The 18,296-nt window shown below is 38.2% G+C and carries 16 protein-coding genes; 12 read left to right on the top strand and 4 right to left on the bottom strand.

Features of this window, described 5'->3' with window-relative positions:
• From hutI to hutG, 3 genes are all read left to right on the top strand, one after another.
• Positions 1–1,146, top strand: a 1,146-nt coding sequence (gene hutI, locus WBN20_RS10685; RefSeq protein ID WP_424281668.1) for an imidazolonepropionase, incomplete at its 5' end; no start/stop codon positions are given.
• A gap of 5 nt (positions 1,147–1,151) precedes the next feature.
• Entirely contained in the window at positions 1,152–3,176 is a 2,025-nt protein-coding gene (locus tag WBN20_RS10680; protein WP_424281667.1) for a urocanate hydratase, read from the top strand.
• Between the two features lie 5 nt (positions 3,177–3,181).
• Entirely contained in the window at positions 3,182–4,150 is a 969-nt protein-coding gene (hutG, locus tag WBN20_RS10675) for a formimidoylglutamase (RefSeq protein ID WP_424281666.1), read from the top strand.
• Here hutG and WBN20_RS10670 read toward each other — a convergent pair.
• Both WBN20_RS10670 and WBN20_RS10665 read right to left on the bottom strand, forming a co-directional pair.
• Positions 4,142–5,299, bottom strand: coding sequence for a homogentisate 1,2-dioxygenase (locus tag WBN20_RS10670; RefSeq protein ID WP_424270818.1), 1,158 nt, complete (start codon positions 5,297–5,299; stop codon positions 4,142–4,144). The genes hutG and WBN20_RS10670 overlap by 9 nt on opposite strands.
• Before the next feature lie 266 nt (positions 5,300–5,565).
• A complete protein-coding gene (locus WBN20_RS10665) occupies positions 5,566–6,843 on the bottom strand; it encodes an NAD(P)/FAD-dependent oxidoreductase (RefSeq protein ID WP_424281665.1) in 1,278 nt (425 codons plus the stop codon).
• Between the two features lie 224 nt (positions 6,844–7,067).
• Between WBN20_RS10665 and WBN20_RS10660 the strand changes: the two genes are divergently transcribed.
• Both WBN20_RS10660 and WBN20_RS10655 read left to right on the top strand, forming a co-directional pair.
• Positions 7,068–8,255, top strand: a complete 1,188-nt coding sequence (locus WBN20_RS10660) for a hypothetical protein (RefSeq protein WP_424281664.1) — start codon at positions 7,068–7,070, stop codon at positions 8,253–8,255.
• A gap of 67 nt (positions 8,256–8,322) precedes the next feature.
• A complete protein-coding gene (locus WBN20_RS10655) occupies positions 8,323–8,538 on the top strand; it encodes a hypothetical protein (RefSeq protein WP_424274489.1) in 216 nt (71 codons plus the stop codon).
• A 51-nt stretch (positions 8,539–8,589) separates the two neighbouring features.
• Here the strand turns inward: WBN20_RS10655 and WBN20_RS10650 are convergent, their stop codons facing one another.
• Both WBN20_RS10650 and WBN20_RS10645 read right to left on the bottom strand, forming a co-directional pair.
• Positions 8,590–9,432, bottom strand: a complete 843-nt coding sequence (locus tag WBN20_RS10650) for a universal stress protein (RefSeq protein ID WP_424281663.1) — start codon at positions 9,430–9,432, stop codon at positions 8,590–8,592.
• Positions 9,433–9,586: 154 nt separating this feature from the next.
• A complete protein-coding gene (locus tag WBN20_RS10645; RefSeq protein ID WP_424270814.1) occupies positions 9,587–10,282 on the bottom strand; it encodes a Crp/Fnr family transcriptional regulator in 696 nt (231 codons plus the stop codon).
• A gap of 111 nt (positions 10,283–10,393) precedes the next feature.
• Between WBN20_RS10645 and WBN20_RS10640 the strand changes: the two genes are divergently transcribed.
• From WBN20_RS10640 to WBN20_RS10610, 7 genes are all read left to right on the top strand, one after another.
• Positions 10,394–12,763, top strand: coding sequence for a heavy metal translocating P-type ATPase (locus tag WBN20_RS10640; RefSeq protein ID WP_424281662.1), 2,370 nt, complete (start codon positions 10,394–10,396; stop codon positions 12,761–12,763).
• Between the two features lie 72 nt (positions 12,764–12,835).
• Positions 12,836–13,051, top strand: a complete 216-nt coding sequence (gene ccoS, locus WBN20_RS10635) for a cbb3-type cytochrome oxidase assembly protein CcoS (RefSeq protein ID WP_424281661.1) — start codon at positions 12,836–12,838, stop codon at positions 13,049–13,051.
• Between the two features lie 2 nt (positions 13,052–13,053).
• The gene (gene ccoN, locus WBN20_RS10630; RefSeq protein WP_424281660.1) at positions 13,054–15,255 is read left to right on the top strand and encodes a cytochrome-c oxidase, cbb3-type subunit I; all 2,202 of its coding nucleotides are present in this window, start codon (positions 13,054–13,056) and stop codon (positions 15,253–15,255) included.
• Positions 15,256–15,258: 3 nt separating this feature from the next.
• On the top strand, positions 15,259–15,441 hold the full coding sequence (locus WBN20_RS10625; protein WP_424273131.1) for a CcoQ/FixQ family Cbb3-type cytochrome c oxidase assembly chaperone: 183 nt from the start codon (positions 15,259–15,261) through the stop codon (positions 15,439–15,441).
• 5 nt (positions 15,442–15,446) lie between these two features.
• On the top strand, positions 15,447–16,403 hold the full coding sequence (locus WBN20_RS10620) for a cbb3-type cytochrome c oxidase N-terminal domain-containing protein (protein ID WP_424281659.1): 957 nt from the start codon (positions 15,447–15,449) through the stop codon (positions 16,401–16,403).
• A gap of 39 nt (positions 16,404–16,442) precedes the next feature.
• Positions 16,443–17,852 (top strand): cytochrome c oxidase accessory protein CcoG, encoded by a 1,410-nt coding sequence (gene ccoG / locus WBN20_RS10615; RefSeq protein ID WP_424281658.1) that lies wholly within the window; start codon positions 16,443–16,445, stop codon positions 17,850–17,852.
• A gap of 28 nt (positions 17,853–17,880) precedes the next feature.
• The coding region (locus WBN20_RS10610) for a FixH family protein (protein ID WP_424281657.1) at positions 17,881–18,296 on the top strand (416 nt) is incomplete at its 3' end.

Genomic DNA, 18,296 nt, shown 5'->3' with positions numbered 1-18,296 from the left:
ATTCTTTTTGTTGGGGGCCTTATTAAAATTGTTGACAGCTATAAAAAACTCGAAGCCGAAGTAAAAGATCAGGACGTAAAATTAATTCGGTTAGAAGGAAATCACATTTGCCTTCCTGGATTTATTGATTCGCATACGCATATTTGCTTTGGAGGCTCCAGGGCCAGAGATTATGCGATGAGAAATGCCGGAAAGACCTATTTGGAAATTGCGGAGGAAGGAGGTGGTATTTGGGATACTGTACAACAAACAAGAAAGGCCACAAAAAAAGAGTTGATCAAGGGAATAATTAAAAGAGCCAAACAGCATCTTAAAAATGGTGTTACCACAATTGAGGTTAAAACTGGTTATGGTCTTTCAGTAAAGGAAGAACTTAAAATGTTACACGCAATTAAGGAGGCTGATGAAGAGTTTCCTTTAGACTTTGTTTCCACTTGTCTGGCCGCTCATATGCTCCCCAGGGATTTCAAGGGTAATTCATCGGAGTATCTGTCGGAAATAAGCGAAAAATTGTTTCCTATTATAAAGAAAGAAAAATTATCAAATAGAGTTGATGCTTTTATTGAAAAAGGAGCATTTAACGAATCAGAAATGGCGCCTTACCTTTCCAAAGCTATTGAAATGGGTTTTGATATTACCATCCATGCAGATCAGTTCTCGGTTGGAGGAAGTGAGGTTGCTGTTAAATTTAACGCTGTTAGTGCAGATCATTTAGAAGCAAGTACATCCCATGAAATAGAATTATTGGCAAAAAGTGATGTTATATCCACAGCGCTTCCCGGGGCATCACTGGGGTTAGGTTGCAGTTTTACGCCTGCGAGAAAAATTCTGGATGCCGGGGGTTCACTTGCTATTGCCAGTGATCATAATCCGGGTTCTGCCCCTATGGGTGATCTTCTTACCCAGTCAGCCATATTGGGAACCATGCAAAAATTAACAAATGCGGAAGTATTGGCGGGAATAACATTCAGGGCAGCGGCGGCACTTAAATTGACGGATAGAGGTAAATTGAAAGCCGGTTATCTCGCGGACTTTAACCTGTTTCATACTGCCAATTTTAATGAAATTCTATACAACCAGGGGGCTTTTAAGCCATGTATGGTTTATAAAAAGGGGAATTTGATTTACAACAAACATAACTCATAAGGAAGATGCAAAGTTCCAAAACAGAATTGAGTTTTAAAGATGAGATACTATTGGGAATACCTAAGGTTTTACCGCCTAAAAGGCCAAGAATCCCGGAATTAAATCATGCCCCAAAAAGAAAAGAAATTTTAAATCTGGAAGAAAAAAAGTTGGCGATAAGGAATGCGCTTCGCTATTTTCCTTCAGTTTGGCATTCTGAGCTTTCTGTTGAATTTGCAATGGAATTGGAAAAATATGGTCGAATATATATGTATCGTTTTAAACCGGGATATAAAATTCATGCCCGGCCAATTTCAGAATATCCTGCCAAAACCGTGGAGGGCGCAGCGATAATGCTTATGATACAGAATAATTTGGATCCTGATGTAGCACAACATCCTGAAGAATTGATTACCTACGGTGGAAATGGAGCAGTCTTTCAGAATTGGGCGCAATACCTGCTTACTATGCAATATCTGGCTACCATGACTTCAGAGCAAACACTTCATATGTACTCAGGGCATCCTATGGGGTTATTCCCTTCTTCAAAGGAAGCTCCCAGAGTGGTAATTACCAATGGAATGATGATTCCCAACTATTCCGGTCAGGACGATTGGGAGAAATTCAATGCACTGGGAGTTACGCAATACGGCCAAATGACAGCCGGGTCTTATATGTATATTGGCCCGCAAGGAATAGTTCATGGGACTGCAATTACAGTAATGAACGCTTTTAGAAAGGTTTTACCAAAATCTGAATCCCCGAATGGCAAAATATTCCTTACCGCCGGCTTGGGTGGTATGAGTGGTGCTCAGCCAAAAGCGGGAAATATTGCAGGCTGCATTACGGTTTGCGCCGAAGTAAATGAAGCTGCGGCTTCCAAAAGGTATGCACAGGGTTGGGTTGATGAACTCTATTCCAATATGGATACTCTGATTGGCAGGACCAAACAGGCAATAGCCAAAAATGAAGTATTATCCCTTGCCTATGTTGGTAATGTAGTTGACGTCTGGGAGCAGTTTTATGAGGAGGGTTTGTTTATTCATTTGGGATCTGATCAAACCTCTTTGCACAACCCATGGGCAGGAGGGTATTACCCGGTGGGATTGTCCTTTGAGGAAGCGAATATAATGATGGCGGAAAACCCGGAACTATTCAAAGATAAGGTCCGGAAATCATTGAGACGGCAAGTGAATGCAATCAATAAACATTCTGAAAAAGGAACATATTTCTTTGACTACGGTAATGCATTTTTACTGGAAGCCTCCCGAGCCGGAGCGGATGTTATGTCTGAAAATAATATTGATTTTAAATACCCGTCCTATGTTCAGGATATTTTGGGGCCGATGTGTTTTGACTTCGGTTTTGGTCCGTTTAGATGGGTCTGTACATCTGGTAATCCCGAAGATCTCCAAAAGACGGATGAAATAGCCTTAAGTGTTATGGAGAAAATCAGAGATAGTGCACCGGAAGAGATTCAGCAGCAAATGGAAGATAATATCAAATGGATTAGTGAGGCTGAATCCAATAAGCTGGTAGTAGGTTCACAGGCTCGTATCTTGTATGCAGATGCCGAGGGAAGGATAATGATCGCTGAGGCCTTTAATGAGGCCGTACAATCGGGGAAAATTTCTGCACCCATTGTCCTTGGGAGGGATCACCATGATGTAAGCGGCACAGATTCTCCATTCAGGGAAACCAGTAATATCTATGATGGAAGTCAGTTTACAGCAGATATGGCTATCCACAATGTCATAGGAGATAGTTTTAGAGGGGCAAGCTGGGTTTCTATTCACAACGGTGGTGGTGTTGGATGGGGTGAGGTCATCAACGGAGGTTTCGGGATGGTCCTTGATGGCTCAGACGGGGCCTCTGAACGACTTAAAAACATGCTGTTTTTTGATGTAAATAATGGGATATCCCGCAGAAGCTGGGCCAGAAATAAAGAAGCCCTTTTCGCCATTAAAAGGGAGATGAAACGCAGTCCCAATTTAAAAGTTACACTACCTAATATTGTGATTGATAAAGTATTAGATGGGTTATTTGAATAAAACCAATGAATCTTTACAAACCAACAGACGAGCGTATTTGGACCGGGCGAGAAGCGGGGCAGAATCTTTATGTATACCAGAAGGTAGAACAAATTGACCTGGAGCTTCAAAATATCCCGGTCTCGGGCGATAAAACTTTCGTGCTCATGGGTTATGAATGTGATGAAGGGGTAAGGAGGAATAAGGGAAGAACAGGTTCAAAGGAAGGTCCTCAGACTGCCCGCCGACAGTTGGCAAAACTACCACATCATTTAAATGAAAACACTGCTATTTTTGATGCTGGTAATGTAGTATGTGTTGGGGATGATATGGAGAAAGCTCAAAGTGTATTGGCTGAAAAAGTAACTCAGATTTTGAACTATAAAGGCTTGCCTTTATTGTTAGGAGGAGGTCACGATATAGCTTATGGACATTATAATGGAATTAAAAAATTCGTTGACAACGATCAAAAAATTGGAATAGTTAACCTGGACGCACATTTTGATCTCCGATCCAATGAAGATGGAAATAATTCAGGCACACCGTTTTACCAAATAGCAACCGAAAATAGCAACGGAAGTTTGGACTTCCCTTATTTATGCCTTGGGATAAGAAATGATGCCAACGATAAAATATTATTTGAACGGGCCCGGGAATGGAACGTAAAATATATTGAGTCCGAGCTCTTTCATAAGCAGAATACTTCTTATGTAATTAATAAAATTAATGAGTTTTGTAAGGAAGTAGATTTTGTATACCTGACAATAGATTTAGATGGTTTTTCTTCTGCCTTTGCCCCTGGTGTTAGCGCTGCTTCTCCTATGGGGTTTTCCGTAGATATTGCATTGGTTGCCCTAGATACAATAATTTCAACAAATAAATTAATAAGTGCAGACGTTGCTGAACTGAATCCCACCTATGACCGAGATGACCAAACCGCTAAACTCGTCGCAAGCCTACTTCATTTTATTATACATAAAGTTTCCCTACTCTAACCAGGACTGATAGTAAGTGCCATCATCAATTTCAAGGGCCGTTTCTGTTAATTGCAGTGGTTTAAATGTATCTACCATTACCGCATATTCCTCAGTTCCACTCTTGCCAATGCTGGCCTCGTATGTTCCGGGGTGCGGACCATGAGGGATACCTGCCGGATGAAGAGAAATATATCCTTTATCAATATTTTTACGGCTCATAAAATCGCCTTCAACATAATAAAGCACCTCATCAGAATCAATATTGGAGTGATTGTAGGGTGCTGGTATAGCCTGTGGGTGATAATCATAAAGCCGGGGACAAAAGGAACAAACTACAAAGGCACTTGTCTCAAAAGTCTGGTGAACAGGTGGCGGCTGATGAACCCTCCCCGTAATAGGTTCAAAATCAAATATCGAAAAAGCATATGGGTAGTTATATCCATCCCAGCCTACAACATCAAATGGATGCGATGCATATACTAAATGATGTAACTGCCCTTGCTTTTTAACTTTTATAAGAAAATCTCCAAGTTCATCATGCGTTTGCAAATTTTCCGGCAGTCTAAAATCGCGCTCACAAAAAGGTGAATGCTCTAAATGCTGCCCAAACCAATTCCTATATCTCTTTGGGGTGTAAATAGGATGGTAAGATTCTGTAATAAATAGTCTGTTATCCTCATCTTCAAAAACTATTTGATAGATCATTCCACGGGGTATTAAAATATAATCCCCATATCCAAAAGGAATTTCACCTAACATAGTTTTAAGAGTTCCTTTTCCCCTGTGAATAAAGAGCAGTTCATCTGCATCAGCATTTTTATAAAAGTAATCTGTCATTGATTTTTTAGGGGCTGCCAGACCAACGTGAACATCGCTATTGAATAGTACCACTTTTCGGCTTTCGAGATAATCATCCTCAGGGGATACCTCAAAGCCTTTAAGTAATCTGGATTTTATATTATACTCAACCGCCGCCTTGGGAGAGATATCCTCTGTATCACCAACTTCTTTAACCATAGTAGGCCGGTATAAATGATACATGAGGGAAGACATCCCGTCAAAACCTATCGTTCCGAACAACTGCTCATAATGCAAACTGCCATCTTTTTTCTTAAAAATAGTATGTCTTTTGTGTGGTAAATTCCCAAGTTTATGATATAATGGCATGAGCAGATCTCTTTAAATGTCAACACTAAAATTACGACAAAATGAAGGTTTTGTAAAATAAAGCCCCATAAATATCAGGTAATTATTACCTCCCTTTAATGAAGTTCTGTTTTAATCAAAAAAAGCCTCCCAAATTGGAAAGCCTTTCATTGGCATTTGCCGAATAAATATCGGCATCTACACATATGCATCATAATTTATGATGCACAACACAACATCTCAAAGATACAAAAGGATTTCAAATTTGTGGTTATAATTGAGTCGTTTTATATCCTTGTTTTGAAGGGCCTCACTATTAAGCGCGCTGCTTTATCGTAATTGATGTAATTATAAACCCAATTAAAAAATACTATTACACGGTTCCTGAATCCAACGAGCGACATTAAGTGTACAAACATCCAAATAAACCATGCAAAAAAGCCTCCAAATTCAATTCCCGGAAGATCAACTACCGCCTTATTACGACCTATAGTTGCCATATTTCCTTTATTTCTGTACACAAAAGCTTTCATGGACAGGCCTTTCAATAAGCTATCCAAATTCATGGCCAAAAGTTCCCCCTGTTGAATTGCGGGCTGTGCCATTTGAGGGTGTCCTTTTGGATAAGCTTCAGTTTCCATATATGCGATATCTCCAATGGCAAAAATATTCGGGTATCCTAAAATCTGATTATAGCGGTCTACTTTAAACCGATTAACTCTTCTTATCAAAGCATCAGAATTTAGGCCTTCAACCGTTGCCCCGGTAACACCGGCAGTCCAGATAAAATTCCTGGTTCTGATCTCTTCACCGCTATCCATTTTTACAAGATCGCCATCGTATCCTTTTACAATGGTATTCAAATGCAGATGAACCCCAAAATTTTCCAAAAATTTCCTTGCCTTCGCTGAAGCTTTAGCACTCATGGGTGGAAGAACAACATCCGCGCCTTCGAAAAGGTGAATCTCCATTTCATCAATATTAAGATGTCTGTAGTCTTTAGGAAATACATGTTTTTTCAATTCCGCGAATGCTCCGGCAAGTTCAACGCCTGTGGGTCCGGCGCCAATAATACAAAAATTCAGGAGGGCCCTGCGCTCTTCCAAATCTTGAGAATTATCTGCTAATTCAAAATTCTGAAGCATAAGACTTCGGATATTTAAAGCCTGTGGAACGCTTTTCATTGACATTGCGTTTTCCTGGATCTCTGCATTACCAAAGTAATTGGTTCGGGTACCGGTAGCAATAACCAAATAATCATAGGAGATATTACCTATATCTGTATGTACTTCTTTAAGTTCAGGGTCTATTTTATCTACCGTAGCCAGTCTAAAATAAAAATTATGAAGCCTTTTTAATATCTTCCTAATGGGATAAGCTATAGAATCTGGTTCTAAACCTCCGGTGGAAACCTGATACAAAAGGGGTTGAAATGTATGGTAATTGTGTTTATCAATGACCACAACCTGCACCGGGAGTCTCCTCAGTTTCTTGGCAAGTGAAATTCCTGCGAAACCAGCTCCTATAATTACTACTCTTTTTTTTGTAGTCTCTGGTAGATTCATAAAATTATTTAAAGCAAAAATAAGGAAACTCTTACCGTTCATCGATGTTTTTTAACTGAGTTGATCAGGTCTGGTTTCAGTTAAAGCCCTATTTCTGGGATAATCCGCTAATAGTAATGGTTTTGGTCGGACATACAATGCGCTGGTCGTAAAGCGAAACATAGCTGGACATTGATTGTTAATTTTACAAAACGTTTCCCGAAGTCCTTAAAACCACCTACATCATGCTTAAGAAGTTACTTATTTTTACAATCCTGGGTCTTTTAGTTGTTTCCTGTACCCTTGATACAACTGAAGTATATGAGGATCTAATTTATATTGAAAACGGCCTTCCTGATTCACCTCAAAATAATTTAGATGAAAATTTGGAAAGTGATACTCTTCAAATATCAGAATGGATCAACAATATGCAGCTTTCCAACGGGTTACTGACCAGTTCTGAAAAAACAGACTATGTATCCCTATATGATAATGCCCTGGCAGCCATCGCTTTTACAGCACAAGGAGAAATTGAAAAGGCCGAAGGCGTTTTTGATTATTTCAATGAACGTATCGATTCAGAATTCGTTTCGAATAATGGAGGTTTTTATCAGCTAAGAAATAGCGATGGTTCTAACGGCAGACGAACCTGGATGGGAGATAATGCCTGGTTACTAATAGCACTAAATAACTACCGCGAAATAACCGGAAATAACAAGTATGATTCTTTAGCCGTAGAACTGGAGAATTGGATAAGGAGTTTACAGGATGAAGATGGAGGCCTGTGGGGAGGTTTCAATGAAGATGGGACACAAATACACAAAGTTACCGAAGGTATTATTATGGCATTCAATGCTGTGGAGGGTTATGATGATTTTCATAAGGGGATTTTAAATTATCTTAAGCAAGAACGCTGGAACATTAATGAAAAGCTTCTTGTGGCCTGGCCGGAAAACGTGACTCATTATTATGCCATGGACTTGCATTCACTGGGCTATTTGATTTTTGAAAATTTCCCGGAAGAAGTGCTTATTAAGGCTGAACGTTACAAAAACACACAAATAGCAAGTTTTAACGGAGAAGTAATTTCCGGGTATTGTTTTGATGAAGATAAAGACGTTATTTGGTTAGAAGGTACTGCACAAATGGCCCTGGCTTTTAAAGAGGCCAATATGACTTATGAAGCCAATAGTGCGCTCCAGCAGTTGCAAAAAGCACAAATGAAGAATTCTGCCTGGGAAAGTTCAATGGGAATCCCATATGTAACAAATGCCGGGACCAGCTATGGTTCTTCATTATTGTGGGAAGATGCTCCGAATACTCCGGCACTTTCATCAAGCATTTGGTATTTGTTTAGTGTACTTAGCTTTAATCCTTTAGATCTTGGCAAACAAAAGAACATTCCAATTGAAGACAAATTTTGGAATCTTTAATACTGTGAGGATTTATAATTGCATTAACACAGTGGTTTTATAATTTTAATTAATTTTAAAATAAAAAATGAATTCAGCTATGTTCTGGGTTGGAGCAACCACTATACTTCTAATAACAGTGACCATAATGGCCACTATGAATTTCGCTTTTAGCTGGGTCTTTTACCTCAGCGTACTGGGTCAGATAATGATTGTTTATATGGTCTATAAAGTACTTACAGACAACTACAAAACTTCAAAAACATTTGAAGACTTCTATGAGGATTACCCAATAAGCAAATAAATGCCCCTCCTCGGCTGGAAGGGATTAATTTTTCTTTATTTATTTTCTGAACTAGTCGGGTAATACCAGAAGAGGTATTGGCGTGTGAAACGCAATGCGTTTGACCACAGGTTCTTTAACCAATTCTTCCAGAAATCCATGTCGGTAATGCACCAGTGCGAGCATTTGTATACCAAACTCCTTTATGAAGAATTCAATCACATCTGATTTACTGGCAAAATAAGGCATGCTATGTAAACAATGTGATACAGATGAAACATACTCAAGTAGTATCTCTTTATTTGAATGCTGGTACTTGTTCAATTGGTCTTCCTCAGCAATATGCATTATATTTATAGTTGCGCCAAATTTGATAGTCAACTGAATTAAAGGCTCAATTATTTCTGAGCTAAAATTTCTTTTAAAATCCGTCGGGAAACCAATTCTAACAGGTTTGATATACTCAAAATCTTCTGGAACAGCCAGGATTGGACATGCTCTTACCGACTTAATTATTCTTACTGTATTACTTCCCAAAAATACCTCTTCAAAGCCTGATGAGCCCTTTGTTCCTGTTACAATAAAATCTATATTATCTGATTTTACAATCTCCTTGATTTCCTCGGTCAGCAAATTAAACGAAGAAATACATTTAAAACTGTGTTGTGGGTATTTATAAGAAGTATTGATTTGATTCAACAATTCTTCCAATCCACGCTCAGAGTCAGATCGAACATTATCTTCTACCAACCCTCCATGCATAGTAGCAGCCATAAAGCGGCTGTGCACGATTGCCGGCGTATATGTGTTTAAAAGATGAAAAACACATTCTTCTTCTTTAAAAAATTCAATGGCAAACTTTGCAGCATTTAAGGAATTTTTGGAGAAATCCGTTGGTAATAAAATGTTTTTCATACACCTGATTAAAGAAATAACGGTGTAAAAATACCTCTGGGATTAGAGGGAAACAATGATATATGTCAGGTTTTAAAATCCCTTATATTTAATGTTTTGTGTTTATTTACTGCAGTCCGGAACTATATAAGTGTTTAGCTAAATAAGTGTTTAACTAAAATCCTTCCGCAAGATCTTTTAATTTCTTTTCATCCAAAATGCCAAGTTTCTTACCAGAACTCTTTAGTAAACCCATTTTTTTAAATTCCGAAATAATTCGAATACAGGATTCTGTGGCAGTCCCTACAACATTAGCAATATCCTCTCTTGAAAGGGTAAGCATTAAATATCCTTCCTTATCCTCACCATAGTTAGATTTAAGATAAATGAATGCTTCTGCGATGCGCTGTTTTACTGTTTTCTGAGAAATATTTACAATCACATCATCCGCTTCTCTTAAGTCATGTGCCATAAGACGCAGTACTTCAAAATTAAAATCAGGATTCTTGTGTAAGGTATTAACAATTATCTCTTTCGGAATGAAGCAAAGTTCCATGTCATTTACGGCAACTGCACTCAGATTTGAGGTCTCTTCTGCAATAACCGAACGCTGGCCCATAACTTCTCCTTTCGAAGCCAACTTCACTATCTGATCTTTTCCATTGGAGCTTAACTTGGAAAGCTTTGAAACCCCATCCCGCACACAAAAAACACCATTCAGTTTTTCACCTTCTTCGAAAATTGCCTCACCCTTTTTATAGGTTTTGGAAGTCTTTGAATCTGATACCTGCTTTAATTCTTCCTTAGTCATCGCACGCAAAGAATTAAATTGACGAATTATGCAATTCTCGCATCTGCTTTCAGAACTCATTGATTTTAATTTAGACTTATGCAAAATTATCGAAAAGGTGACAAATATCATATATATTTTAAGTAAATTACTACAATTTCGCGTTCAGGTATTAAGCAAATGTTTTAGAATATGACTAAATGTTACCACTGTGGTGATGATTGTAACACTACAGCGATAGTATTTGATGATAAAGACTTCTGTTGTAACGGATGTAAAACGGTATATGAGATTTTTCAGTCTAATGATCTCACCTACTATTATGATCTTCAATCAGGCCCTGGCACTACTCCTTTAGCAATTGAAGGGAAATATGATTTTCTCAATTCCAAAACTATAGCTCAGAGACTAATTGAATTTGATAATGGAACTATTCAAATCATAAATCTATATATTCCGGGAATACATTGTAGTTCATGTATATGGGTACTGGAAAATTTAAAAAAACTACATCCAGGAGTCACAAATTCACAGGTAGACTTCCCCAAAAAAACAATTAGAATAACTTATAACAGCGAACTGATTTCATTAAAAGAACTGGTTATATTACTGGCAAGAATTGGTTATGAGCCCTATATCTCCCTTGAAGATTATGATAAGGAAAAGAGCAAAGTAGACAGAAGTTTACTTTATAAACTGGGTGTTGCAGGTTTTGCTTTTGGAAATATTATGTTTTTATCTTTTCCGGAATATTTTGAAGTTGGGGAATTTTGGCTGGATCAGTATAAAGGTTTATTCAGATGGCTGATGTTTACTTTTTCACTACCTGTAGTATTCTATGCAGGCAGTGATTATCTGATTTCAGCATATAAAGGATTGCGATCGGGACTTTTAAATATTGACGTGCCTATTGCATTGGGTGTTTTGGTTCTTTTTATTCGCAGTAGTTACGAAATATTCTTTGACTTGGGTTCTGGTTTCTTTGACAGTCTTACAGGTTTAATTTTCTTCCTGCTGGTAGGCAGGTTCTTTCAACAAAAAACGTATTCATTCCTTTCCTTTGAGCGGGACTACAAGTCGTATTTCCCGATTGCAGTTACGAGATTAGGCAAAAAAAGGAAAGAAGAAACGGTACAGATTTATGCCATTAAGAGTGGCGACAGGTTACTTATTAGAAATGAGGAACTAATTCCGGTAGATGGCATTCTTTTAACAGAACAGGCTCAAATAGATTATAGTTTCGTAACCGGAGAATCTGAGCCCGTTCAAAAAAGCTCTGGTGATAAAGTTTTTGCAGGTGGAAGGCAATGTAATGGAGCTATTGAAATTGAAACTTTAAAAAGTGTTTCTCAGAGCTATCTTACACAATTGTGGAGTAATTCTGTTTTCCAAAAAGACAAGACCACGACTTTTCAAACTTTAACAGACAGCATTGGAAAACGTTTTACTATTGCTGTATTAACAATTGCTGCTATTTCGGCATCTTTTTGGATGTTTCAGGACAGCAGCAAAGTATTAAATGTTTTTACAGCCGTACTTATAATAGCCTGTCCGTGCGCCATTGCCCTTGCTGCACCATTTACTCTGGGCAATATGTTACGGATTTTCGGACGTAAAAAGCTTTATCTCAAGGATAGCAGTATAATAGAGCAGTTGGCCCAAATAGATACAGCGATATTTGATAAAACCGGCACAATAACCACAACGCATTCAAGCTCAATTATTTATGAAGGTATGGAGTTAAGCGTGGAGGAAGAATCACTGCTAAAAAACACCCTTAGGGCTTCCAATCACCCGCTAAGCAGATCTCTTTATGCGCTGTTAAAAGAACACAATATAGAAACCCTGGATGATTACAAAGAATATACCGGCAAAGGAGTGCAAGGTGTTAAGGATAAAAGTGATATCAAGGTTGGTTCAGCAGATTTTGTTGGATATCAACAGCAAAGTGATTATAACAGCACTTCTGTTCATGTAAGTTCAAATGATTCATATAAGGGGTGTTTTGTTTTTCATAATAATTACAGGGAAGGAGTTTCGGAAGTTTTTAAAGAAATGGGGCGCTATATGGATTTAGCCGTAATATCTGGCGATAATGCGGGAGAAAAGACCAGGCTGGAAAAGCTTTTACCAAAGTTGACACCTTTATATTTTAATCAAAAGCCGACAGATAAGTTGGAGTTTATAAGTGAATTACAGGCTAATAACAAAAAGGTCCTAATGGTGGGTGATGGTTTAAATGATGCGGGTGCTCTGGCACAGAGTAATGTGGGTCTTGCAATTTCTGAAAACATCAATGTTTTTTCCCCTGCCTGTGATGGAATTCTTGATGCCACAAAATTTAAATATCTAAATAATTATATTCTGGCTTCTAAAAAGGCCATGAAAATTATTAAATTGTGTTTTGTTCTCTCTTTGATGTATAATGTGGTTGGGCTTTATTTTGCAGTTACAGGACAGTTAGAGCCCGTAATCGCTGCTATTTTAATGCCAGTGAGTTCAATTAGCATTGTAGCTTTTGCTACCCTTGCTACCAATATTATAGGAAAGAAATTAAAATAATTAATAAACCTGACATATGTCATTTTTTGAAATTATCTACAAATGTAGTTTTACGCCAGAATTCAGGTAGGTATGAGTGTCATTTATTTATTGCTTACAATTAGTATTGTAGTAGCGCTGGTTTTTTTTGCTGCTTTTATCATTTCTGTGCGCAGCGGGCAGTATGACGATTCGTATACTCCCTCGGTCAGAATGTTATTTGAAGATGAAGTTGTTAAAAATACAACCATAGAACCTGATACTAAAATCAAAAAATCAATCCAACTAAATAAAAAGCAAAATTTGTAATTATGGAAGTACAACAGTTCTATTACGATAACAAGATCGTAAAAAATTTCCTCTACGCCACCTTGTTTTGGGGAATCATTGGCATGCTCGTAGGATTACTACTTGCATTAATGTTTCTATTCCCAAATATCACAGATGGGATATCATTTCTTAGTTTTGGCCGACTTCGTCCACTGCACACCAATGCTGTAATTTTTGCTTTTGTAGGGAATGCTATATTTGCCGGGGTTTATTACTCTACCCAGCGTTTACTCAAAGCCCGTATGTTTAGTGACTTCCTAAGTAAGTTTAACTTCTGGGGGTGGCAAGCCATAATAGTAGCGGCAGCAATCACGCTTCCTCTTGGATATAGTACTTCTAAAGAGTATGCTGAGTTAGAGTGGCCAATTGATATTGCAATTGCGCTTGTATGGGTCGCATTTGGATGGAACCTGATTGGAACAATGGTGAAAAGAAGACAACGTCACCTCTATGTAGCCATTTGGTTCTATTTGGCCACATTCGTAACAGTAGCTGTTCTTCACATCTTCAATAGTTTGGAATTACCCGTTAGCGCATTAAAAAGTTATTCGGTATATGCAGGAGTTCAGGATGCTCTGGTTCAATGGTGGTACGGACATAACGCTGTGGCTTTCTTCCTCACCACGCCTTTTTTAGGACTAATGTATTATTTTGTTCCCAAAGCAGCCAACAGGCCCGTTTACTCGTATAGACTTTCTATAGTCCATTTCTGGTCATTGATTTTTATTTACATCTGGGCCGGACCTCACCATTTACTCTATACGGCTTTACCAGAATGGGCACAAAATTTAGGTGTGGCATTTTCAGTTATGCTTATTGCGCCTTCCTGGGGCGGTATGATAAACGGGTTATTAACCCTCAGAGGTGCTTGGGATAAAGTACGTACAGACCCAACCCTTAAATTTATGGTAGTTGCAATAACAGGTTATGGGATGGCTACTTTTGAAGGTCCCATGTTATCCTTAAAAAATGTAAACGCCATAGCACATTTTAGTGACTGGATTATTGCCCATGTACACGTAGGCGCACTGGCCTGGAATGGTTTTCTGGCCTTTGGAATGATTTACTGGATGGTGCCTAAAATGTTTAAAACAAGACTACATTCTATACCAATGGCCAATTTCCACTTTTGGATTGGCACTTTAGGAATCATATTATATGCCCTGCCCATGTATGTCGCCGGCTTTACACAAGCCTTAATGTGGAAAGATTTTAATCCGGACGGCTCCCTTGTTTACGGGAACTTCTTAGAGACGGTAAATGAAATTATGCCAATGTACTGGATGCGAGCAATTGGTGGTACCCTCTATATTGTTGGGTTTATTGCAATGTTGTACAACATAGTGGTTACTGTACGCTCGGGTAGCAAGGTGGAAGATGAACTTGCAGAGGCAGCGGCCCTAACAAGGGTGTCCAAAAAAAGAACAGCAGGAGAAACCTATCATACCTGGTTGGAACGTAAACCTATTAAATTGACAATATTTGCAACAATAGCCATTCTTATTGGAGGGATTGTCCAGATAGTCCCAACCATCCTGGTAAAATCCAATATACCAACTATTTCAAGTGTAAAACCATATTCTCCTTTGGAATTGGAAGGAAGAGATCTTTATATACGTGAAGGTTGTGTAGGTTGTCATTCTCAAATGGTCCGTCCTTTCAGAAGCGAGGTGGAACGCTATGGGGAATACGCCAAAGCGGGGGAATTTGTTTATGATCACCCATTCCTTTGGGGTAGTAAACGAACCGGGCCCGATTTATTAAGAGTTGGCGGCAAATATTCTGATAGTTGGCACCTTAATCATATGTATGATCCGCAAAGCACCTCGTCAGGTTCTATCATGCCGGCATATCAGTGGATGGTCCGCAACGAACATGATCGCAGTGGTATACAGGGAAAAATGGAAGCTATGGTAAGTCTTGGTGTCCCTTATACTGAAGAAGATATAGAAAATGCTTTTACTTCCATGGAAGAACAATCTATTCAAATAGAAGAAAACCTTTACGCCGATCCCGATTTTGTCAAATCTTATGAAGCAGATAAAAATTACGCTGCGGAAAACGGTTTGGAATTTGTGGAAATGCGTGATCGTGAGATCGTTTCACTAATTGCCTACTTACAGCGCTTAGGTACGGATATAAAAGTTAAGCAAACCGACGAATTATTGTCAGAAAATAAGTAAATCATGCTAAAATTTGTAAAAAATCACATGGAAAGTATGGAAGGCATTGCCACATATCCCATGATATCACTACTAATCTTCTTTGTATTTTTTGCCATCCTTTTTTGGTGGGTATTTACCGCCTCCAAAGAGCATATAAAAGAAGTAAGTGAAATACCCTTAGAAGATAATCAACCAAAACAATAAGAGTTATGAAAAATATGTCACCCTGGTGGATCAGAATCCCGGTAATATTCTTTATCATTTTCGGACTTATGGAGTACTTTATTGACTCCGGAGAAAAACCCGCATTTATTGAATATCCAATAACACAGTTCTTTCTATTGATGGTGTTATTGATTTTAATTGCAATTGAACTTATTTTAAAGTCTATTGAAAATGTTATGTTTCAAACTCTTTCTGCAGAAGGTAAAGAAAGGTATTTGGAATCTAAATCTAAACAATTGGAATGGAGTTGGGGTAAGAAAATGTACCAAAAACTATTAGGCTCCAAACCCGTAGAAGCTGAAGGTGAAATCATATTAGACCATAACTATGATGGCATAAAAGAGCTTGACAACAAGTTACCACCATGGTGGGTTTACCTTTTTTATGCAACCATTATTTTTGGTGTTATATACCTTATAAGGTTTGAAATTTATGGGGATTATGACCAGGATTTGGAATATGAAATGGAGGTAGCGGCAGCACAGGCCGAAATAGAAGCTTATAAAAAAACCGCTAAGGATCTGGTAGATGTTAATACCGTTGAATTATTAACGGAGGCCTCTGATATTAGCGCAGGTAAATCTATTTTTGAAGCCAATTGTGTTGTCTGCCATATGGCAGATGGTGGAGGAGGAATTGGACCTAATCTTACTGACGAATATTGGATCCAGGGGGGCGGAATTAAGAATGTATTCAATACAATATCGGAAGGTGGTCGCGCAGGCAAAGGAATGGTTTCCTGGAAGCAAACACTAAAACCGGCGGAAATGGCGCAGGTTGCAAGCTATTTACTCACTTTCCAGGGCACTACACCTGCCAATCCTAAGGCTGCTGAAGGTGATTTATGGATGGACGAGAATGCTACGCAACCAGAAGGTGCTACCGAAGAAGAGGCTCCGAAACAAGAAACGGATTCTACTTCGGTTGTTTTGAATGAATAATTCATACAAAGGTATGAATAGGGCCTAGAAGATAAAGCTATGGGAGAAAATTTCAGGGATAGTATTGGGACCATTGACGAAGAAGGAAAGCGGGCCTGGATATTCCCCAAAAAACCTAGTGGAAGGTATTATAAATATCGAAAATGGGTTAGTTACGGATTATTGCTTTTTCTCTTTGCTTCTCCATTTATTAAGATAAATGGCAACCAGTTCCTGATGTTTAATGTTTTGGAGCGGCGGTTCAATATTTTTGGATTTCCTTTCTGGCCTCAGGATTTCCATCTTTTTGTTATTTCCATGATCATTGGGGTGATTTTTATTGCCCTTTTTACAGTGGCATTTGGACGTATTTTTTGCGGTTGGATGTGTCCGCAAACTATATTTATGGAAATGGTCTTCAGGCGAATTGAATATTGGATAGATGGAGATCGCGGTGCTCAGATTCGATTGGCAAAGCAATCATGGAATGCAGAAAAAATTAGGAAAAGATTGCTAAAATGGTTTGTCTTCTTTGTAATATCCTTTTTAATTGCAAATGTATTCCTCGCTTATCTTATTGGGAGTGATAAATTAATACAATACATCACAGATGGTCCGCTCACCCATGTAAGTACATTGATATCTCTTCTCATTTTTACGGCAGTATTCTATTTTGTTTTTGCATGGTTCCGAGAGCAGGTCTGTATTATTGCCTGTCCTTATGGAAGAATGCAAGGGGTATTATTAGACAATAAGTCTATCGTTGTTGCCTATGACCATAAACGGGGTGAAGCTGAAAATGGCCGAAAGAAATTTCGAAAAAATGAAGATAGAAATGCACTTGGCCATGGAGATTGTATAGACTGTTTTCAATGTGTGAATGTATGCCCTACAGGAATTGATATCCGAAATGGAACTCAACTGGAATGTGTAAATTGTACGGCTTGTATAGATGAGTGTGATACGATTATGGAAAAAATAGATCTTCCAAAAGGTCTTATTCGCTATGCCAGTGAGGACAATATTGAAAGAAAGGCAAAATTCACTTTTAATCCCAGATTAAAAGGATACGCTGCCGTACTTACTATATTAATCGGAGTACTTATTGGAATGCTTTTCTTACGGAACGATTTGGAAGCCAATATTTTAAGATTACCCGGACAACTATATGAACATAAGGAAGGAAACATAATCAGCAATGTGTATACCTACAAACTGATAAATAAAACATCCGAAGACATTGATGATGTAAGTTTTAAACTTCTCTCACATAAAGGAAAAATAGATTTGGTATCACATCGCCGTTTTCAGGTCCCTGCACAGGAATTGGCAGAAGGCACTTTGTTTATAGAAATTAATAACGCTGCTTTAAATGGAGATAAAGACAAACTGAAGATTGGTGTATATAGCGGGGATTTATTAATTGAAACAACAACAGCCAGGTTTCTGGCACCAAGAAGTTATAATTAGGAGTATTCATTAATATGAAACAAAGCGTATGAAGTTTAATTGGGGAACAGGAATAGTGTTGGCATTTCTTGCTTTTATTGCATTTATAATGTATTTCGTCATTCTTGCCAGTACAGATAACCGTGCCAATCATGATTTGGTCACAGAGGATTATTACAAGGAAGAACTGGCTTATCAGAATGAGATTGACGCACTTTCTAATGCCAAATACTATGCACAACAGTTTAGTTTTGTACAACAGGAAGATGGGTTGGCAATTACTTTCCCTCCAAAAATGAATTATACAGAAATAAAAGGTCAAGTGTCCCTTTATAGACCATCCAATAAACACTTGGATTTTGACTTTCCTATAAGTTTATCCAATAAACATTTGCTCATACCTGACAAACGTTTGTTGGATGGTCGTTGGGATATAAAAATTTACTGGAATTATCAAGGCAAAGA

Origin of the sequence: Eudoraea sp. (assembly GCF_049665975.1) — a bacterium.
Lineage (GTDB): Bacteria > Bacteroidota > Bacteroidia > Flavobacteriales > Flavobacteriaceae > Eudoraea.
This window is presented reverse-complemented; position numbering and strand designations above follow the sequence as displayed.